Raw genomic sequence first — 18,996 nt, forward strand, 5'->3', positions numbered from 1 at the left:
GATGAACGAAGATCTGTTCTCGGCCCTCGATCACCTGGCTGCCACCTCGACCGTCGTGATCGATCGACCCCGCGGGTCGGCACACCCGCGGTACCCCGCGGCGATCTATCCGCTCGATTACGGCTATCTCGACGGCACGGTCAGCACGGACGGCGACGGGATCGATCTGTTCCGAGGCTCGGGCGTCGGCACCGGCGTGGTTGCCCTGGCTGTTATTGCCGACCTCGTCAAGAAGGACGTGGAAGTCAAAATCCTTCTCGAATGCACTGCGGATGAAATCGACACTGCTGCAGCATTTCTCCGTGACACTTTAGGTCTCGGTGCCACGATCCTGCGGCGCGATGTCAGCTGAGTTCGTCGAATCGCGGAACAAGATACTCCGCAACCCACTTCGCTTCCTCGATCAGCGGCCAGCCCGCCAGAATCAGTGCAGTCAAACCGGTTCGGCTGCGAAGCGTGCGCACCGAGTCCGTGATCGAATCCGGATCACCGACGTAGTACACCGCCGACGACCCGGTGCCGAAGATGTCGAGCGGCGACCACGCCGTGATACCTGCGTACAGCCCGTCACCGACGTACAACTCCTCCGGTTCCGGAAGTCGGCCGGCCGCAATCTTGTCCGCCCAGCCCTGTCGCTGTGCGTCGCGAGCAGTGAAAGTTTTGAGGTCTTGTTTCCCCTGAGTACGACGACGCACTGCGTTGTCCAAGACATGGGCGATCTGCTCGACGCCTGTCTTCTCGAACAAGGAGCGGAACCGGTCGTGCGCCTGCGCCTTGGTGGGGCGAACGATCACTCCGGTGAGCGCACCGAAGTCGGTGAATTCGCGTCCGGCTTCCCCCGCCGCCGCCCGTGCGGCAGAGAACTTGTCTTCGATGAACGAAGTTTCGCGCAGCATCGCCAAGTAGGTATCGAGAACCTTGCCTGAATTCGCCAGGCCTGCAGGCGAATCACCGGTACCCCACAGCGGAACCTGATGCCCCGTGGGCGCATCGATACGCAGCGGCGTGTTGGGAAAGTTCGACTCGGTCCCTTCGGAGTAGATGCGGCGGAAGTCTGCCCAGTACTGCTCCCCCAACTCGTAACGCTCGTCGTGGGGCACGTTCATGTCGTACTTGGTCAGGATGTTCTCGCGTCCGTTGACCGAGTTGATCAACAGTCGGCCACCGCTGAAGGCGTCGAAGGTCAATGCCTTCTCCGCCAGCAGGCGCGCCGGAGTCATGTTCGCGTAGACAGCGACGAGGAACTTCATGCGCGTGGTGTGCGCTGCGGCCCAGGTCGCCGAGATGAAGGGATCGTTCGGCCAGGTGGCAACCAGAGCGCCTTCGAATCCGCCGTCGTCGATGGTCTTTGCGAGCTCGATCTGCCTGGCCCCGTCCACGGGAAACAGTCCGCCAGGGCTCCACGGGTAGTCGCCGTCGGCCTGGGTGAGATACCAAAAAGTCTTGACGCCCATCAGTTCTGCACTCCAGCCGGCAGGTCGAACGATTCGATTCGGGCCCGCGAGCGGATGGTGTCCGCATTCACGTTGTAGAGCGCATCGAGGTATGCGACTGCAAAAGACCCTGGGCCCGAGGCATTATCCTCGGCGATCTCCGATGCCACGGCAACATGCGTGTGCGCAGCAACCAATCCGTCCAGCGCGGTCGGCGTCACGGCGAGGTAGGCGGCGACAAGGCCGCCCAGAGAGCAACCGGTACTGGTCACGCGCGGCAACAGTGCGCTGCCACCGGAGACTCGGATGCCCCGGGTGTCACCGCCCGCATCGCGTCCGACGATGTAGTCGACCGGTCCTGATGCCGAAACTGCGTCGGCATGCTTCAGAAGAGACAGTGCGGCCGGCACGGCGTCGACGGAGTCCGAGGCACTGTCGACGCCGCGAGTGTCGCCACCGAGTCCGGCCAGAGCGATGATCTCCGAAGCATTTCCGCGGATTGCGCTGGGGTGAAAGCGCAGCAGGTCCAGTGCGATACCGCTACGCCAGGGCAGTCCGCCGACACCGACGGGATCCAAAACCCATGGCGTACCGGCAGTTCTGGCCGCTTCTGCAGCAACCAGGAAGGCTTCTGCCGTTCCGTCGTCCGGTGTTCCGAGGTTGACCAGAACTCCCCCGGCGATGGCGGCGAACCCACCCGCTTCGTGGACATTGTCGATGTGAGCATTGCTTGCGCCGGCAGCGAGCAGGACGTTGGTCAAGAAGTTTGCCGAAACGATGTTCGTCAGCGATTGAACGAGCGGTACCTGATCGCGGAGTGCGTCGATCGCCGACGCCACGGTTTCGACAGAGACAGTGTCAGACATGAGAATTCCTTCAGGACGGGAAGTAGTTGGGGACTGCGGCGATTCAGGACCGCGGACATCGAACATCCGCAATCGCGCCACCGGGCTCACTGCCGACAACCATCGGCAGGGTCGGGTCTGCAGTCCATTCCTCCAACGAGCCGTCGTAGACTTTGACATCCTCGTGGCCGCTTCGGATCAGCGCAAGTGCGGTCAAGCACGCCGAAACTCCACCGCCGCAATAGATCACGACAGGCTCGGTGACGGCTGGTAGAACGTCGGCCGATCTCGACAAAACTTCGTCCACCGGAAGCATCCGGGCGTCGGCGTCGAGAAGGCTCTTCGCGGACAGATTGACACTTGACGGAATATGTCCGCGTCGCGAGTATCGCGTCTTCTCCGTTCCCTCGTACTGCTCAGCTGCCAGGGCGCACACCAGCGTTCCGGCTTCTTCTCCGGAGGACAGTGAGGCAACCCGCGGTAGATCGACCCACAGTCCGAGATCCGTCACGCTCCAACGCGCCGACGCCGACGTGTGGGTTACGTCGTCGCCGCTCACGAGAGCGAAGCCGAGTCGCGTCCAGTCGGCGAGGCCACCGTCGAGGACTCTTGCTTCGATGCCGGCGTTGCGAAACACCCACCAGAGCCTCGATGCCCAGGTGGTCGATCCCTGGTCGTAGATCACGATTGTCGCACCCGGCTCGATACCGCTCGATTGAAGATCGGTAACCAACTGCTCCGGTGACGGACGCGTGAAATGCAGCGCCGCTTCCCTATCGGAGAAGACGTCCATGAGGTCGACGTGCCGAGAACCCGGGATGTGCGAGGAGACCCAGCCGGCGTACCCGGACTCCGGTCGGTAGTCACCATCGAATCGTGCGGGAGGAAAATGCACCGTCGCGTCGAGCACAGAGACGCCTCCCTCACGCAGCATCGCGTCGAGTTCAGCGGCACCCACCAGCGGCGACGCGGTCTCTCCAGCCACTTCGGACCCTCTCCCTCGGAAACGAACAATCACGAACTTAAATGAGTACTAGCGTATACGCAAGTGCTCACTCGTCGTCGATGGCATAATCGAACGCGCTCTACTTGCATGCACAGGAATGGGGACACATGGATCTCGACGCCGATACGAGCACCACCGATCTGCTGGTGCCGGAGGCTGCGCTGGGCCGGTCCGATCAGACTTCGAGGCAGTACCTGCGCCTGCGTGCCGACATCCTGGCCGGCAAGTTCCCTCAGGGCGCTCCGCTGCACGAGACTCAATTGTGCGAATCGTACGGCGCATCACGTACCCCGATCCGTGAGGCACTCAACTGGCTCGCGCACGACGGTCTACTCGAACGAGCCGCCCGCGGTTTTCGGGTCCGCTCCGGCACTCCCGAAGACGTCATCGAAATCTACGCAGCGCGGGTTGCCCTCGAATCGGAAGCCGCCGGCGCGGCCGCACTCCGTCACAGCGATCTCGACCTTGCCCGCCTGGACGGATTGCACGAGTTCTGCTGCACTGCAACGGAAGGCACCGAGGTTCGTGCCGGGAACTTCAAGTTTCACGAGGCCCTCTGGCAGGCCGCCCACAATTCCACGATCACGTCACTGCTGATCCGACTCACTACCCAATTGCGAATCTACGACAGCGGCCCGCCGTCGAATTACGGCGAACCGGACCTGCTCAATTCGGAACATCAAGAGATCCTGTACGCCATTCGCGCCAGGGACGAATCGTCAGCTCGTGGTCACATGCGCAACCATCTCGAGCGCAGCCGCGACCAACGGATAAGGATGTTCGCCAGCCGCTGACACCAGACAGCCCAGAGTCGCGGACTCCGGTCAGCCTAGTGTTCTGCGGGCCGACGCCTACGCCGCCTGTCTGTCAAGCGGGGAGCGTGCCGGTCTCGACGTCGTACACGCTCTCGGCTGGGCTCGACATCACTCGGTCCGCCATCTCCTGCTTGAGCACTGCCAGCCGCGCCTCGTCTTCGACCGTCCGGTCACCTTTGCGGGCGAGAGTGATGAATTCCTCGACAACATATCCCTCACGAATGGTCAGCGTGACGCTCGCGCCTCGATAGTCGACCCGAAATACATACAGTGCGAGTGTATTTCCACGTTGAGGCCTGGCCAATGAACTGTCTACGGTGTACCGCCCTTCTGTCACCGCGCGCGTGACCAATTCGAATGCATCGCGCACTCCAGGTCCACCATGTGGGGTGGCCACGACCAGGTCGCGACGCTCGACGGAGCCCTCCCCACCGAACACACCGAGTGCGCGCTCGAGGACCTTGTAGGCGTGCGCCACGCCGCCCGGGGCCTGCGGACCGTGATAGCGGAGGACATCCTCGTACGTGAATTCGAGCGTCGTCCCGTGATCGGTCACGGTGAGCGTGCTGGTCATGATGGGCGTCCTCGCCGGTCAGTCCTGGTCGTTCGGATTGTTCCGCGAGACGATGAGCGGATCGATCGGGGTGAAAGGGAAGTGTGGCAGCTCGCGTTCCGGAACTCCGAACGAGGCCGAGAGGACGCCGCGCGAGAACGCGGAAGCCGTTGCACGGTAGCCTATGTCGCCTGGCGTCGGCTGGTCGAAGAAGATGAGGAAGTTGATGTCCTCGTCGCCCAGGACCTCGATGTGGTGGGGATAGGCACGTGGAACGAAGTACACCTGACCCGGCTCGAGCAGGTAGGTGTCGAGCGAGCCGTCGGGATCGAGGACTGTCATCCGCCCATGACCACGATGCACGTATCCCATTTCGGCGGTGACGGGATGCCAGTGTGGCTCACGCATCCCACTCTCGCGAATAGTCAACGAGTACATCGAAAGATCCTCCAGCGCCGCCCAATACTGCTTGCGCGCCACTTTCGCCTGTCCGTAAGGATAGGCGAGAGGGGCGATCTGGCCTTCGAGGTCGAAAAGATGCGCGTTGGGAAGGCCGGCGGTATCGGGAATTACGGCCGCACCGCCGCGCCGAACTATCTGGGACGCATCGGCTCTACCGAAGACATCAAAGGCCGACGCGGCGAGGTCGTAGGTGTTGCCGAGCACCGCGTTCGACATTGCATTGACACTACTCTGCAACGAAAAGTGCTGTGGGAGAGAAGTTCGCAGGGCAGCGATGATCTCCGCCTCCTCCTCTCCGACATTCTCGATGTGATAGATCGCGCCGGATTCGACGTGATACATCTGCCCCGCTCGCACCACGAAACTGGCGAACTCGTCGGCATTGCCCAACATCGAGACAAGCACGGTTCCGCTGGTGACGTAGGCGATCTGGTTCGCGTTGACGTTCCACTGTGGTTCGCGGATCGCGCCGGGGCCGAGAACAATTCGTTTGATCGACAGCCCGGACAGGATCGGCAACGAACTCGTGTCGAGCTGCGAGATCGATCCGAGTTCGTTCTCGAAGACGCTGGGACCATGGCGTAGCGAGGCAACGTGTGTGGTCATGGCAATTTGGTCCTTCCGACTCTGATCCTTCCGAATCGCTGCCGTCAGTCCTCGATGAACGCGAGAATGTCCCGGTCCAGGGTCTCCTGATACGAGCCGTAAATTCCATGCGGTGCGCCCGGATACACCTTCAGCGTCCCCTTCTTCACCAGCTTGATCGCTTTCTCTGCCGCGGCGCCGATCGGCACGATCTGATCGTCGTCGCCCTGAGCGATGAGGAACGGAACGTCGATGGCTTCGAGATCGGAGGTCTGGTCCGTCTCCGAAAATGCCTTGACGCAGTCGTAGGCCGCGGCGAGGTTGACCAACATGCCCTGTCGCCAGAAGTCGTCCTTCGCTCCCTGCGAGACATCGGAGCCTTCGCGGTTCGCGCCGTAGAAGCTCTCGCTGAGGTCCTTGTAGAACTGCGATCGGTCTCGCAGAACGCCCTCGCGGATTCCGTCGAAGACCTCGATCGGTGTGCCTTCGGGGTTGCTGTCCGACTGGACCATGATCGGCGGTACGGCGCCGGCGGTGATCACCTTCGCCACGCGCCCTTTGCCGTGCTGCGCCGCGTAACGGACCACTTCCCCGCCGCCGGTCGAATGGCCCACCAGGATCAGGTCTTTCAGGTCGAGGGTGTCGATCAGCTCGGCCAGGTCCTTGGCATACGTATCCATGTCGTTGCCGGTGTACGTCTTCGACGAGCGGCCGTGACCTCGACGATCGTGCGCGATTGTCCGGTAGCCGGCGTCGGCGAACAGCTTCATCTCGACCTGCCATGCGTCGGAACTCAGCGGCCACCCGTGGCTCAGGACGATCGGCCGGCCGGTGCCGTGCTCGGTGTAGTAGATCTCGGTTCCGTCGGAGGTGGTGATGTAGGGCATGTTCTGCTCTTCTCTGTCGAGTCGTGGAGTGAGGCCCGGACACGCTGCCCGACTTCCTCACCCTGCGAGTGCCCACTACAGGCGCGATCGACGCATCGATCGACAGAAATCGCCACTGCTGGGCACAAAAGTCCGGCCCGACACCGCGGGGTGTCGGGCCGGACTTTTGTGTCAGATGAAAACGATCAGTAGTCGGCCTCGGAGTAGACGATCATGCCGCGCAGGTTCTTTCCCTCCAGCATGTCGGCGTAACCCTCGTTGATCTCCTCGAGCTTGTAGGTCTTGGTCACCAACTCGTCGAGTTTGAGTGCGCCGCTTCGGTAGTGATCGAGCAACTTGGGAATTTGGGACCGTGGCCCGACCCCACCGAAGATGGCTCCCTGCAAACGCTTCTGCAGAAGGGTCAGCTCGAAGAGGCTGAGCGTGACCTGCGAATCCGCGTAATGCCCCATTCCGACGACTACTACCTGGCCACCCTTGCCCGTCGCACTGAGCGCAGGCTGAATGATGTCGCCGTGGATCTCACCCACGGTGATCACGGTGACGTCGGCCATCTTGCCCCAGGTGATCTCGCCGATCACCGGTAGCGCTTCCTCGAGTGAGGCAAACGTGTGTGTGGCGCCGAATTCCTTTGCCTTGTCGCGTTTGAACTCGACGGGATCGATCGCGATCACAAATCGCGCTCCGGCCGACGCCGCACCCTGTACCGAGTTGATTCCGACACCGCCGACGCCGACGACCACCACCGTGTCGCCGACCTTGGCTCCACCGATTGCGGTGGCCGATCCCCAGCCGGTGGCAACACCGCAGCCGAGCAAGGCCGCTTTGTCGAGCGGGATGTCCTTCTCGATCTTGATCACCGACGCCTCGTTGACGGTCACGTACGGCGAGAATGTTCCGAGCAGGCACATCTGGATGACGGGCTCGTCGTTGAGGGTGACTCGGTACGTCTTGTCGGAGATCGCCTGCCCGGTCAACAGGCCGGCTCCCTCGTCGCAGATGTTCTGTAGACCCTTCGCACAAGACGGACAACGTCCACACGCCGGGATGAAGGCGAGAACGACGTGGTCGCCTTCTTCGACGCTCGTGACACCCGGGCCGACCTTCGTCACCACTCCGGCGCCTTCGTGCCCGCCCAAGGCCGGGAAGAAGGGCAGCGGGCTGGCGCCCGTACGCAAATGTTCGTCCGAATGGCACAGTCCCGATGCGGCGAGTCGGACCTGTACCTCACCCGAGACCGGGTCGCCCAGCTCGACCTCTTCGATCTCCCATGCCTGACCTGGCGCCTTGACTACCGCTGCCTTGACCTTCACCTGCACTCCTCGAAATTCTTCGTGATGCACGGACGACGAAAGAACGCGCCGGCACTTGTGTCACCGATCACACTCCAGGTACGAGTGTGCCTGAAGTAGCTCGAGAATACTGCCGGTCTGTGCGCCTTTTTGGTAGTGGGCGCTACCAAAAAGGCGCACGGCTAACATGGACACAGTGGCCAAGGGAACTCGCAAGACCAGAACTCGCAGCAGTGCTCCCGAGCGAGGCGAGTCCGGTCCCGTCGCCGGCACTTTTCCCATCGATACCGGGACGTGCGAGCTTGTCCGCGATCAGTACTCCGACGACAGTTGGATCATCCAGATCAACGGAGTGCCCAGTTCCCACGTGAACGTCGCGGATCCCACGGTGCTCGATTTCGAATACATGCGGTGGATCGCGCATCTGGTCGATTCCGAACGTGACAAGGCCGAGCGTCTGCGGGTCCTGCATCTCGGCGGCGGTGCCTGCTCCATGGCCAGGTACTTCGCCGCCACTTACCCCGACGCACGTCAGGTGGTGGTCGAAATCGACGGCGCTCTGGCAGAACTCGTGCGCGATTGGTTCGACCTTCCGCGCGCACCACTGCTGCGCATTCGTGTCGGCGAGGCCCGCGCCGTCACGGAAACTCTCACCGAGTCCACCCGCGACATCGTGATACGAGATGTCTTCGCCGGCAGCACAACTCCGACTCCGCTGACGACGGCTCAATTCACCACCCATGTACGACGCATACTTGCCCCGGGCGGTATCTACATCGTCAACTGCGGCGACACCCCGGATCTGCAGGGCGCTCGGAGCGAGGCCGCGACCATCGGCGCACAGTTCGAACACATGGCGATCATTGCTGATCCCGCAATGCTCAAGGGTCGCCGCTACGGCAACATGATCATCGCGGGCAGCGACGTACCGATCGGCGGGCAACCAGCGCTCGCGCGCGAGCTCCTCGGCGGCGGCGTTCCCGCCCACGTGTGGCAGGACGCCGAAGTGCGTAAGTTCGCCGCGAACGCGTCGATTCGGCAGGACTGAGCGCGAGCGCTACTCGCCGCCGAACACCCTCTCCACCACAGCTTTTGCTCGACGCGTGATGCGCAGATAATTGTCGAGGAACTCCCCTGCGTCGTCGCCGTATCCGGCGACCTGCGCCACGGCCGCGAGGACGCGTCCGGGACCGGGAAGCTGATCGGTCGGCTTACCGCGGACCAGAACGAGGCAGTTGCGTGCCTTCGTTGCGGTGATCCAGGCGTCACGTAGCAGTTCGACGTCGCCTTCGCTGAGCAGTTCCGCGGCGCCGATGGCGTCGAGAGTCTCCAGCGTCGACGTGTTGTGCAGCGTCTCGATCTTGTCGGCGTGCCGCAGCTGCAGCAACTGCACAGTCCACTCGATGTCGGCCAGACCGCCGCGACCCAGTTTGGTGTGCGTTGCCGGATCGGCTCCGCGAGGAAGCCTTTCGGAATCGACGCGCGCCTTGATGCGCCGGATCTCGCGCACCGCCGCGTCACTGACGCCGCCTTCGGGGTAGCGGGTCTTGTCGATCATGTGCAGGAACCGCAGTCCCAATTCAGGATCACCGGCCACCGGGTGCGCACGAAGGAGTGCTTGAATCTCCCACGCCTGAGCCCACTTCGCGTAGTACGCGTCGTAAGACTCCAGGGTTCGTACCATCGGTCCGTTGCGACCTTCCGGGCGCAGCCCGGTGTCGACCTCGAGTGGTGGATCTGTACTCGGTGCCCCGAGAAGCTTGCGCACCTTGTCGGCAATGCTGTTGGCCCACTTGACCGCAACGGTCTCGTCGACGCCCTCGCGGGGTTCGCACACGAACAGAACGTCCGCATCGGATCCGTAGCCGAGTTCCCCGCCGCCCAATCGGCCCATGCCGATGACGGAGAAACTGGCGGGAGCCTCGGTCCCGAGTTCGGTGACACTCGCCTTGATCACCGCGGAGAGCGACGCGTTGAGCACCGCAGCCCAGACCGAGGACAGCGCCTTGCAGACTGCGGGGACATCGAGCATGCCGAGGATGTCGGCAGAAGCGATGCGGGCAAGTTCGTGTCGGCGCAGCGAGCGGGCCGCGGCAACAGCGCGATTCGGATCACTGTGTCGACCGGAGGCGGTGAGGATCCCGCGAGCGACATCCTCTGGCTTCGGCTCGACCAGGCGCGGTCCACTCGGTGAATCCGCGAACAAACGGATCACGTCGGGAGCCTTGATGAGCAGGTCGGGTAGGTACGCGGACGAGCCCAGCACGGTCATCAGACGCTCGGCGACCGCAGCCTCGTCACGGAGCAGGCGCAGGAACCACGTCTGGTCGACGAGCGCGTCCGAGAGTCTGCGGTAGGCGAGCAGACCGGCGTCGGGATCCGGTGTGTCCGCGAGGGATTCGAGCAGAGTCGGCAGCAGGAGCGCTTGAATACGACCCTTGCGCGAAGCGCCACTGGTCAGTGCGGTCAGATGTCCGAGTGCATGCTCGGGCGCCGTGTAACCGAGAGCGGCCAACTGCCGCACCGCGGCTTCGGGCCCCAGCACCAGCGCTTCCTTGTCCATCCGCGCTACCGATTCGAGAAGCGGGCGGTAGAACAATTTCGCGTGCAGGCGGCGAATACGATGCGAATTCCGCTTGATCTCGGCGCGCAGGACTCCGAGGGAATCCAGCCGACCGTCGGGTCGCATGTGTGCGGCGCGCGCCAACCAGCGCAGCGCTTCCTCGTCGTCCGGCGGCGGCAGAGTGTGCGTGCGCTTGAGTTTCTGCAACTGCAGACGGTGCTCGAGCAGACGCAGGAATTCGTACGACGCGGTCAGGTTCGCGGCGTCGTCGCGGCCGACGTATCCGCCCGCGGCCAAAGCGGTCAGTGCATCGACAGTGCTCTGCACGTGCAACGAACTGTCGGCCCGTCCGTGCACCAATTGCAGGAGCTGGACGGCAAATTCGACGTCGCGGAGGCTTCCGCGGCCGAGTTTGAGTTCACGCTCACGCAGTTCGGGGGGAACCATTTCCTCGACGCGTCGACGCATGGCTTGAACTTCGGGGACGAAGTCCTCGCGCTCGGAGGCGATCCACACCATCGGGCTCATCGCCTCGGAGTACTGGCGACCCAACTCCATGTCGCCCGTCATCGGACGAGCCTTGAGCAGCGCCTGGAACTCCCAGGTCTTGGCCCAACGCTTGTAGTACGTGATGTGGGATTCGAGCGAGCGAACCAGTTCTCCGCGCTTACCTTCGGGACGCAGCGCAGCATCGACCTCGAAGAATGCGGAGGTTCCGATACGCATCATCTCACCGGCAACGCGGCTTGCCGTCGCGTCGGCCGGTTCGGCGACGAACACGACGTCGACGTCTGAGACGTAGTTCAGCTCGCGCGCACCACATTTGCCCATGGCGATCACGGCGAGCCGGATCGGACAACTGCCCTCAGGGCACACCGTTGCAATGGCCACCGCAAGTGCAGCGGTCAGTGCAGCGTCAGCCAGGTCGGAAAGCTGATGCCCCACAGTTTGATACGGCACCACCGGTTCATTCTCGACGGTCGCCGCGAGATCAGCCGCGGCCAGGAGCATCAGCTGATCCTTGTAGCTCTTACGCAGAGCAACAACAGCTTCCGGTCCGGTCACGGTGGCGCGGTAGGTCAGTGAGCCTTCGGTGGCGCCCTCGTCGAGCGTTGCACCCACGGCCTCGAGCAACGCCGCAGTCGCCTCGTCCTTGGTCGGCAGAGCGGTGCCGTCGAGCAGTTTCCAGCCGATCGGATCCGCGGCCAGGTGATCGCCGAATGCCGACGACGCACCCACCAGCGCGAACAAACGGCCGCGCAGGCTCGTGTCCTTGCGCAATGCCTGATCGAGTTCGCGCCACCCGTCGCCGAGCCCGTCCTTGATCCGCACCAGCGTGCGCAGAGCAAGGTCCGCATTCGCGGCACGCGAAAGCGACCACAAGAGTTCGATGCTCTCGGCGTCGACCCAACCGAGCTGACGCAACTCGTCGACGGCGGTGGGCTCGACCAGCCCGAGACGACCCGGTCCTGGAACTGCTGATCGCGCAGCGGGCGGTTTCACCGTCACAGACCGAGGTAGGTCTTGAGCTCGAACGGCGTCACGTGGCTGCGGTATTCCTCCCACTCACGACGCTTGTTGCGCAGGAAGAAATCGAAGACGTGCTCGCCCAGTGCTTCGGCCACCAGTTCCGACTTCTCCATCTCGCGCAGAGCGCTGTCCAAGTTGCTCGGCAGTTCCTTGTAACCCATGGCGCGACGCTCGGCGGATGTCAACGACCACACGTCGTCTTCTGCCTCGGGCGGCAAGGTGTAGCCCTTCTCGATGCCGCGAAGACCGGCAGCAAGAAGGACCGCGAAGGTCAGGTACGGGTTGCAGGCCGAGTCTGGGCTGCGGATCTCGACGCGGCGCGAAGACGCCTTGTTGGGCGTGTACATCGGGACGCGGATAAGCGCCGATCGGTTGGACGGGCCCCACGACGCGGCGGTGGGAGCCTCTCCCCCGTGAACGAGCCGCTTGTACGAGTTGACCCACTGGTTCGTGACCGCACTGATCTCGTTGGCGTGCTCGAGGATGCCGGCGATGAATGCCTTACCGGTCTCGGAGAGCTGCATCGGATCGTCAGGATTGTGGAAGGCGTTGGTGTCGCCCTCGAACAGGCTCATGTGGGTGTGCATCGCGGAGCCGGCCTGATCGCTGAACGGCTTGGGCATGAAGCTCGCCCGAACGCCTTCACCGATCGCGACCTCCTTCACGACGTACCGGAACGTCATGACGTTGTCGGCCATCGAGAGTGCGTCGGCGTAGCGCAGATCGATCTCCTGCTGACCCGGCGCGGCCTCGTGGTGGCTGAACTCGACCGAGATGCCCATCGACTCGAGTGCGTCGATGGCATGGCGGCGGAAGTTCGGGGCCGAATCGTGGACGGCTTGGTCGAAGTATCCACCCGAGTCGGCCGGGATCGGCGGCGTGCCGTCGATCGGACCGTTCTCCAGCAGGAAGAACTCGATCTCCGGGTGGACGTAGCAGCTGAAGCCCAAATCGCTGGCCTTGCTCAACTGGCGACGCAGGACGTGGCGCGGATCTGCCCACGACGGTGAACCGTCGGGCATCGTGATGTCACAGAACATGCGCGCGGAGTGCTGCGCACCGTCCTTGTGGGCCCACGGCAGGATCTGGAAGGTCGAAGCGTCGGGCCGGGCGACGGTGTCGGCTTCGGAGACTCGCGAGAATCCCTCGATGGCGGAACCGTCGAATCCGATTCCCTCCTCGAAGGCACCTTCGAGTTCGGCGGGGGCGATCGCCACCGATTTGAGGTACCCGAGAACATCGGTGAACCACAAGCGGACAAACCGAATGTCGCGCTCTTCCAGGGTACGAAGCACGAATTCTTTTTGGCGATCCATGCACGCGAGACTAAGCAAGCCACGTTAAATCTGTGTTACATCAGTGGTCCCGGTTAACAGAGTGATTGGTCACCATCGAATAGGCGCAGCGTACGGCGTCGCGCCGGCTAACATGTCAGACCCTCTTCCGGAGCCTTCAAGTAAACGAAGTAGTCGACGACGGCATCGTCGACGCAGGAGTTTCCGTCCAGAACCACCGTGTGCTGAGTTCCGTCGAACGTGATGAGGGCGGCGCCCAACTGCTTCGCGAGATCCACTCCGGCCTGATACGGGGTCGCCGGATCCTGGGTCGTGGACACGACGACCAGCTGCGGCAGACCGGCGTCAGCGAGCGCCTGGGGGTCGAGCGCGTGGGGGCTGCCGGTTGCCGGAACGGGCCAGAACGCGCACAGGTCGAGCGGCGCTTGACCGGTCCCCCGTCCGTCGTCGAGGAACGGTGCCGCCTCGCGGTACCGAGTGTCGGATTCGCCGGCCTCGGCGCGGTCGGTGGTTGCCGGATCGTCCACGCAGCGAATGGCGTTGAACGCGTCGTTGATGTTGGAGTAGCTGCCGTCGTCCTCACGGCCTTCGTACATGTCGGCAAGGTTGAGCAGCGAGTCGCCGCGTCCGTCGGCCAGACTCGACAGACCCCCACGCAACGGAGTCCACAATTGCGGCGAATACAGGGCCTGTTGGACGCCGGTGATCGCGTCGGAATAGCTCAGCCCGCGTGGGTCTGTGGTCTCCGCCGGCTTCTCCATCAGCGGCTCGAGGAGTGCCTGGAAGCGTGCCTGCGCCTGCGCCGGATCGTCACCCAACGGGCAGTCCGTTCGCGAGACACAGTCGGCCACAAAAGCGTCGAAGGCGCCCTGGAAACCCTGCCCCTGCAAGACCACCTCGTCGATCGGATCCTGCTCGGGGTCGAGCGCGCCGTCGAGGACCATCGCTCGAACATTCTGCGGAAAGGTCTCGGCGTACGTGGATCCGAGCCGGGTTCCGTACGAGAACCCGAGGTAGTTCATCTTCGGATCGCCGAGAACGCCCCGAATGACGTCCATGTCTCGCACCACCTCGTAGGTACCGACGTGGGCGAGGAACTCCGTACCCGTCCGCTCGGCACACTTGGCGGCGTAGTCCTTGCTGTCCGCCTCGGCGAGGGCGATACCTTCCGGCGTCATGTCGACGTTGACTTCCGCGCGCTCCGCATCGGTCTCCTCCGGCGTCAGACACCGCACCTGCGGGGTCGACGCACCGATTCCCCGCGGATCGAAGCCGATCATGTCGAAGCGTTCCTGCAATTCGGTGCCCGAACCCGACGTCGCCATCGACAACCCGGACCCACCCGGTCCGCCCGGGTTCAGCAACAGCGAACCGATGCGGTCACCGGTGGCCTTCGCACGCGAGATCACCACCTGCGCGGTGTCGCCGCTCGGATTCGCGTAATCGACGGGAACGCTCACCTTCGCGCAGTCGACTCCTCGTCCCAGCGGCGCAGCGCCTTCCTCGACGAACTGGTCACAAGAGCCCCAGTCGAGCGTCTGCTCGTAGAATTTCTCCAGACCGGACGGCACCGCGGACGCACCGGAACCAGCGGGTTCCACTGGTTCCGGAGTTCCTTCCGAACTGGTGCAACCGACAACCAACACGAGCACTGCTGCGCTTCCGGCGAGGGCACCGGAGAGGCGAACGAACTTCGACATGCCCTCGATGGTGCCAGGAATCCTCGTTAGCCAGCGGTTCGCCCCGTTTCGGCGCCTAGCCGCTGCGCGCGCGGTGATGTGACCCATTGCACCCCGTCATCTATTCGTGTCGGCGACGTCCGGTGGCAGACTGAACACGTCATCACCCACACCCGGGGACCCGAAAGCGATCAACGCTCAGGGCCTCGAGGCCAGAAAGGGACAACGATGTCCGAAACACCTCTCTACGGTTCTGTACCCAGTGCAAGCTCGACCGATGCACCGAAGCGCAAGACGCGCATTCACCACCTCGCCGAGATGAAGCAGAACGGCGAACGCTGGTCGATGCTCACCGCTTACGACTACTCGACGGCACGCATCTTCGAAGACGCCGGCATCCCGGTGCTGCTGGTCGGCGACTCTGCCGCCAACGTCGTCTACGGCTACGACACCACCGTGCCGATCACCGTCGACGAACTGCTTCCGCTCGTTCGCGGCGTCGTGCGCGGCGCTCCGCACGCACTCGTCGTCGCCGATCTCCCGTTCGGCACGTACGAAGGTTCGGCCGAGCAAGCCCTGGCGACTGCGACGCGATTCATGAAGGAAGGCCTCGCACACGCCGTCAAGCTCGAGGGCGGCGAACGGATGAGCAAGCAGATCGCGGCTATCACCTCGGCCGGCATCCCCGTCATGGCTCACGTCGGATTCACCCCGCAGTCCGTGAACTCGCTCGGCGGTTTCCGCGTCCAGGGTCGCGGCGACGCGGCCGAGCAGCTTGTGGCGGACGCCATTGCAGTCCAGGAAGCCGGAGCGTTCTCCGTCGTCATGGAAATGGTCCCGGCCGAGATCGCAGGCCAGGTCAGCCGCAAACTCACCATCCCCACCGTCGGCATCGGGGCCGGTTCCGAATGCGACGCTCAGGTACTCGTCTGGCAGGACATGGCGGGTTACACGAGCGGTAAGACAGCCAAGTTCGTCAAGCGTTTCGGTAACGTCGGTGACGAACTGCGTTCCGCAGCCGCAGCCTATGCATCAGAAGTTCGCACAGGCGCATTCCCGGCCGCAGAACACAGTTTCTGATCCGAGACCGGCGAACGCCGCCTGTCTCTCAACCAGCCAGGGGTGCGTTCAATGATCGGTAACCGTCGAAGTTCTACTGCCGCAGCTGTAGTCGGCGCGGCAGCTCTCGTCACGGTGCTGAGCGGATGCGCGGGAGGGTCCACCAACTCTCCCGCGCCCAGCAGTACTACGCCCGCGAGTTCCACCACGACGGCGCCGGCAACAACGTCCGCGTCCGGCACCACCTTCACCGACGCGCAGGTCCAGCGGTTGTGCTCGGATATGGAAGGGCAGCTGCAAAACTGGCGTACCGTCACCCCGACGCTCGGCAAGGGCGGACTGAACACGATCGTCATCACGTGGGCGACGCAGAACGGCATCAACCTGCTCGATCTCGCCCAGAACCGCGAAAGTATCGACGCGGCAACCTCGGCCGCGTGCCCCGACGTCCGTACCGGCGCGATTTCCGCACTCGAGATCCCCGATCTCGCCTCCGGCCTGGTGGGCTTCTGATGACCGAAACATCATCACAGCCGTCAGCTCTTCGGAATCTCTATCCTCCGATCGAGCCGTTTGTGACCGGTTTCCTCGACGTCGGTGACGGCCAGAGCATGTACTGGGAAGTCAGCGGAAATCCAGACGGCAAGCCGGTGGTGTTCCTGCACGGCGGTCCCGGCGGCGGCGCGCAACCGGCGGTACGGCAGTTCTTCGATCCGGCCGCCTACCGCATCGTTCTGCTCGACCAGCGCGGCTGCGGTCGATCCACCCCGCATGTGGCCGACGGCGCCGATCTGTCGGTGAACACGACGGACAACCTGCTGGGCGACATCGAAGCGTTGCGCGAACATCTTTCGATCGACAAGTGGATGGTCTTCGGCGGGTCCTGGGGTTCCACACTGTCCATCGCCTACGCCGAGGCGTTTCCCACGCGTGTCACCGAACTCGTCCTCCGCGGGATCTTCCTCCTGCGTCGCAGCGAGATCGACTGGTATTACAACGGCGGCGCGGGAAACATCTTTCCGGAGCGCTGGGACAAATTCCTCGAACCGGTACCCGAGGCGCAGCGCGGCGAAGACCTCGTCGCGGTCTATCACCAACTGCTCCATTCCGAAGAACCCGACGTCGCGGCCCGCGCAGCCATCGCCTGGTCTGCGTGGGAAGGATCGACAAGCTACCTGTACCCACAGGCAGACAAGATCGAACAGAACTCCGAGACCAGGTTCGCCTTGGCCTTCGCCCGCATCGAGAACCACTACTTCGTCAACGGCGGGTTCTTCGACGAGAACCAACTCCTACGCAAAAGCTCCGCACTGCAGGGCATTCCGGGGACGATCGTCCAGGGCCGCTACGACGTCGTCTGCCCGGCCACCAGCGCCTGGGCGCTGCACAAGGCGTGGCCCGAATCCAAGCTCGTGATCGTCGACGACGCCGGACATTCCGCCATGGAGCCCGGCATCGTGCATCACCTGGTGGAAGCCACCGATTCTTACCGGTAACTCCCTACGCCGGGAACGTGAATTCCACCGTCCTTTTGAGAGTGTCGACGGCGGTGAGCCGCACCTTCGCGCGCTCACCGTCGTCGGGCGTTCCGACGCATTTCGCGATCACCGCGACCGACGGGACAAATACTTCCGCCGAGCGCTTTCCGTCCTTGGCGCGCATCACTACCGCGTCGAAAACCTCGCCGATCCGGCCGTCGAGCAAGGTGGATTCGGTGAGATCGATGCACGCGCGGTCGACCTTGTTCGCCAGTGAGTCGGACCCACTCATGATGTCGGGCAACTCGGGAAGGGCAGTGCGCACCCATTCCGGTACCGGCGTACCAGCTGTGATCGCCAAACACACCTCGGTGCTGAAGCGATCGGACAAGCGGCGCAGCGGAGCAGTCACGTGAGCGTAGGGCGCTCCGATCCCCGCATGCACCGTCAACTCCGGTAGTTGGCCGTCGAAGGCCGCGTAATCTGCCCCGCGCAGCAACGACGGCGCAACCGACATCAGCGCCATCGTCGACGGCTCACTCGAATCGAGGCCGGCAAGAATCTGCCCGACGCTGTGACCCTCCGGCCACGTGATACCCAGCGCCACTGCAGTTCTCCGCAGGGTCCGAACCGCGGACTCCTCGGCCGGCGGCAGGGTGCGAAGCAACCCGATACCTGCGTCGATCATCATGCGCCCGGCACACATGCCCGTGAGCAGCGAGACTTCAGCGTTCCAGTCGTCAGCTTCGGTGCGCGGCTCCAACTCGATCCGCCAGCGGCCCGCAGACTCGTCCTCGGACTGCTCCCGAACCACTGACTGCTCGGGCAATTTCAGCTCGATGGCTCCCCTGGCAATCGCGGAGGCACTACGTAGACGGCCGAACTCGGGCAACGCCGTGATCGACGGATGCAAGGTTCCCGCGTCGGCATCGCGCTGCACGGTCGAATAGTCCAGACGTGCCACCGATTTCACCAAAGCGCGCCTCACCTGCCACGACGTCGGCTCGGCCTGCGCGTCGAGTTCGATCCGCCACAGCGCGGCGGGGCGAACCACGTCCGGCAGCAGACTCGCCGAACCCTCGGACAACGCTCGAGGATGCAGCGGGACGGAACCGTCCGGGAGATAGAAAGTTTGGCCCCGCTTGCGTGTCTCGATGTCGAGAGCTCCGCCCGGTGTCACTACCGCCGCGACATCCGCGATCGCGTAGTGCACCACAAAACCCGTCGAAGTCTTCTCGATGTGCACTGCCTGGTCGAGATCCATCGATCCGGGCGGGTCTATGGTCACGAAGGCAATTGCCGTTTCGTCGACACGCCCGTCGCCGAAACGATCTACGGCATTCTCGGCCTCGGCTTGCGCCGGGGCCGAGAATGCTCCTGGCAAGTCGAACTCCGCCCGAACCACTCCGAAGTCGATTCCCTGCACCATCATTCGACTTGCGGGCACGCATCCTCCATGATCGGTTCGGGCCGGTGCAGCAGCTGTACCGGTCCCAGTTGTTGCGGTCTCAGTT

General features: G+C 63.5%; 17 protein-coding genes. 6 read left to right on the forward strand and 11 right to left on the reverse strand.

Features of this window, described 5'->3' with window-relative positions; translation table 11 throughout:
• Position 1 precedes the first annotated feature (1 nt).
• Positions 2-352, forward strand: coding sequence for an inorganic pyrophosphatase (locus ACWF6P_RS20875; protein WP_452622308.1), 351 nt, complete (start codon positions 2-4; stop codon positions 350-352).
• Here ACWF6P_RS20875 and ACWF6P_RS20880 read toward each other — a convergent pair.
• The 3 genes from ACWF6P_RS20880 to ACWF6P_RS20890 are packed head-to-tail and all read right to left on the reverse strand — an operon-like array spanning position 345 to position 3,263.
• Positions 345-1,454: an LLM class flavin-dependent oxidoreductase gene (locus ACWF6P_RS20880; RefSeq protein WP_452622309.1), complete on the reverse strand. Its 1,110-nt coding sequence runs from the start codon at positions 1,452-1,454 to the stop codon at positions 345-347. The two genes, ACWF6P_RS20875 and ACWF6P_RS20880, sit on opposite strands and share 8 nt — an antisense overlap.
• Positions 1,454-2,299 (reverse strand): hydroxyethylthiazole kinase, encoded by an 846-nt coding sequence (gene thiM / locus ACWF6P_RS20885; protein WP_452622310.1) that lies wholly within the window; start codon positions 2,297-2,299, stop codon positions 1,454-1,456. The genes ACWF6P_RS20880 and thiM overlap by 1 nt, the downstream gene beginning before the upstream one ends.
• 43 nt (positions 2,300-2,342) lie before the next feature.
• The gene (locus ACWF6P_RS20890) at positions 2,343-3,263 is read right to left on the reverse strand and encodes a sulfurtransferase (RefSeq protein WP_452622311.1); all 921 of its coding nucleotides are present in this window, start codon (positions 3,261-3,263) and stop codon (positions 2,343-2,345) included.
• Positions 3,264-3,391: 128 nt separating this feature from the next.
• On the opposite strand from ACWF6P_RS20890, the gene ACWF6P_RS20895 reads away from it, so the two are divergent.
• Positions 3,392-4,078, forward strand: a complete 687-nt coding sequence (locus tag ACWF6P_RS20895) for a GntR family transcriptional regulator (RefSeq protein WP_452622312.1) — start codon at positions 3,392-3,394, stop codon at positions 4,076-4,078.
• 73 nt (positions 4,079-4,151) lie between these two features.
• Here the strand turns inward: ACWF6P_RS20895 and ACWF6P_RS20900 are convergent, their stop codons facing one another.
• From ACWF6P_RS20900 to ACWF6P_RS20915, 4 genes are all read right to left on the reverse strand, one after another.
• Positions 4,152-4,673, reverse strand: coding sequence for a hypothetical protein (locus tag ACWF6P_RS20900; RefSeq protein ID WP_452622313.1), 522 nt, complete (start codon positions 4,671-4,673; stop codon positions 4,152-4,154).
• An 18-nt stretch (positions 4,674-4,691) separates the two neighbouring features.
• A complete protein-coding gene (locus ACWF6P_RS20905; RefSeq protein WP_452622314.1) occupies positions 4,692-5,720 on the reverse strand; it encodes a cupin domain-containing protein in 1,029 nt (342 codons plus the stop codon).
• A gap of 44 nt (positions 5,721-5,764) precedes the next feature.
• A complete protein-coding gene (locus ACWF6P_RS20910; protein ID WP_452622315.1) occupies positions 5,765-6,586 on the reverse strand; it encodes an alpha/beta fold hydrolase in 822 nt (273 codons plus the stop codon).
• A 185-nt stretch (positions 6,587-6,771) separates the two neighbouring features.
• The gene (locus tag ACWF6P_RS20915; RefSeq protein WP_452622316.1) at positions 6,772-7,899 is read right to left on the reverse strand and encodes an NDMA-dependent alcohol dehydrogenase; all 1,128 of its coding nucleotides are present in this window, start codon (positions 7,897-7,899) and stop codon (positions 6,772-6,774) included.
• Positions 7,900-8,065: 166 nt separating this feature from the next.
• Here ACWF6P_RS20915 and ACWF6P_RS20920 point away from each other — a divergent pair, with 166 nt between their 5' ends.
• Positions 8,066-8,926: a spermidine synthase gene (locus ACWF6P_RS20920; protein WP_452622317.1), complete on the forward strand. Its 861-nt coding sequence runs from the start codon at positions 8,066-8,068 to the stop codon at positions 8,924-8,926.
• A 9-nt stretch (positions 8,927-8,935) separates the two neighbouring features.
• On the opposite strand, the gene ACWF6P_RS20925 is transcribed toward ACWF6P_RS20920, so the two are convergent.
• The 3 genes from ACWF6P_RS20925 to ACWF6P_RS20935 all read right to left on the reverse strand — a co-directional run bounded on the left by ACWF6P_RS20925 (position 8,936) and on the right by ACWF6P_RS20935 (position 14,966).
• Complete coding sequence (locus ACWF6P_RS20925; RefSeq protein ID WP_452622318.1) at positions 8,936-11,950, reverse strand: bifunctional [glutamine synthetase] adenylyltransferase/[glutamine synthetase]-adenylyl-L-tyrosine phosphorylase; 3,015 nt, start codon at positions 11,948-11,950, stop codon at positions 8,936-8,938.
• Complete coding sequence (locus ACWF6P_RS20930; protein ID WP_003941637.1) at positions 11,947-13,287, reverse strand: glutamine synthetase family protein; 1,341 nt, start codon at positions 13,285-13,287, stop codon at positions 11,947-11,949. Before ACWF6P_RS20930 ends, ACWF6P_RS20925 begins: the two co-directional genes overlap by 4 nt.
• Before the next feature lie 107 nt (positions 13,288-13,394).
• On the reverse strand, positions 13,395-14,966 hold the full coding sequence (locus tag ACWF6P_RS20935; protein ID WP_452622319.1) for an alpha/beta hydrolase: 1,572 nt from the start codon (positions 14,964-14,966) through the stop codon (positions 13,395-13,397).
• 207 nt (positions 14,967-15,173) lie between these two features.
• On the opposite strand from ACWF6P_RS20935, the gene panB reads away from it, so the two are divergent.
• The 3 genes from panB to pip are packed head-to-tail and all read left to right on the forward strand — an operon-like array spanning position 15,174 to position 17,500.
• On the forward strand, positions 15,174-16,025 hold the full coding sequence (gene panB / locus ACWF6P_RS20940; protein WP_275232025.1) for a 3-methyl-2-oxobutanoate hydroxymethyltransferase: 852 nt from the start codon (positions 15,174-15,176) through the stop codon (positions 16,023-16,025).
• A gap of 51 nt (positions 16,026-16,076) precedes the next feature.
• A complete protein-coding gene (locus ACWF6P_RS20945; protein ID WP_452622320.1) occupies positions 16,077-16,517 on the forward strand; it encodes a hypothetical protein in 441 nt (146 codons plus the stop codon).
• A complete protein-coding gene (pip, locus tag ACWF6P_RS20950; RefSeq protein ID WP_452622321.1) occupies positions 16,517-17,500 on the forward strand; it encodes a prolyl aminopeptidase in 984 nt (327 codons plus the stop codon). Before ACWF6P_RS20945 ends, pip begins: the two co-directional genes overlap by 1 nt.
• A 4-nt stretch (positions 17,501-17,504) precedes the next feature.
• Here the strand turns inward: pip and ACWF6P_RS20955 are convergent, their stop codons facing one another.
• Positions 17,505-18,914 carry an RNB domain-containing ribonuclease gene (locus tag ACWF6P_RS20955; protein WP_452622423.1) on the reverse strand — a complete coding sequence of 470 codons (1,410 nt, stop codon included), beginning with the start codon at positions 18,912-18,914 and terminating at the stop codon, positions 17,505-17,507.
• Positions 18,915-18,996 lie beyond the last annotated feature (82 nt).

The sequence above is a fragment of the Rhodococcus sp. NPDC055024 genome (genome assembly GCF_053608585.1).

Coding starts and splice junctions, on each gene's coding strand:
- ACWF6P_RS20875 (WP_452622308.1), top strand. CDS start 2: ATGAACGAAGATCTGTTCTCGGCCCTCGATCACCTGGCTGCCACCTCG.
- ACWF6P_RS20880 (WP_452622309.1), bottom strand. CDS start 1,454: ATGGGCGTCAAGACTTTTTGGTATCTCACCCAGGCCGACGGCGACTAC.
- thiM (WP_452622310.1), bottom strand. CDS start 2,299: ATGTCTGACACTGTCTCTGTCGAAACCGTGGCGTCGGCGATCGACGCA.
- ACWF6P_RS20895 (WP_452622312.1), top strand. CDS start 3,392: ATGGATCTCGACGCCGATACGAGCACCACCGATCTGCTGGTGCCGGAG.
- ACWF6P_RS20900 (WP_452622313.1), bottom strand. CDS start 4,673: ATGACCAGCACGCTCACCGTGACCGATCACGGGACGACGCTCGAATTC.
- ACWF6P_RS20905 (WP_452622314.1), bottom strand. CDS start 5,720: ATGACCACACACGTTGCCTCGCTACGCCATGGTCCCAGCGTCTTCGAG.
- ACWF6P_RS20910 (WP_452622315.1), bottom strand. CDS start 6,586: ATGCCCTACATCACCACCTCCGACGGAACCGAGATCTACTACACCGAG.
- ACWF6P_RS20920 (WP_452622317.1), top strand. CDS start 8,066: ATGGACACAGTGGCCAAGGGAACTCGCAAGACCAGAACTCGCAGCAGT.
- ACWF6P_RS20930 (WP_003941637.1), bottom strand. CDS start 13,287: ATGGATCGCCAAAAAGAATTCGTGCTTCGTACCCTGGAAGAGCGCGAC.
- ACWF6P_RS20935 (WP_452622319.1), bottom strand. CDS start 14,966: ATGTCGAAGTTCGTTCGCCTCTCCGGTGCCCTCGCCGGAAGCGCAGCA.
- panB (WP_275232025.1), top strand. CDS start 15,174: ATGTCCGAAACACCTCTCTACGGTTCTGTACCCAGTGCAAGCTCGACC.
- ACWF6P_RS20945 (WP_452622320.1), top strand. CDS start 16,077: ATGATCGGTAACCGTCGAAGTTCTACTGCCGCAGCTGTAGTCGGCGCG.
- pip (WP_452622321.1), top strand. CDS start 16,517: ATGACCGAAACATCATCACAGCCGTCAGCTCTTCGGAATCTCTATCCT.
- ACWF6P_RS20955 (WP_452622423.1), bottom strand. CDS start 18,914: ATGATGGTGCAGGGAATCGACTTCGGAGTGGTTCGGGCGGAGTTCGAC.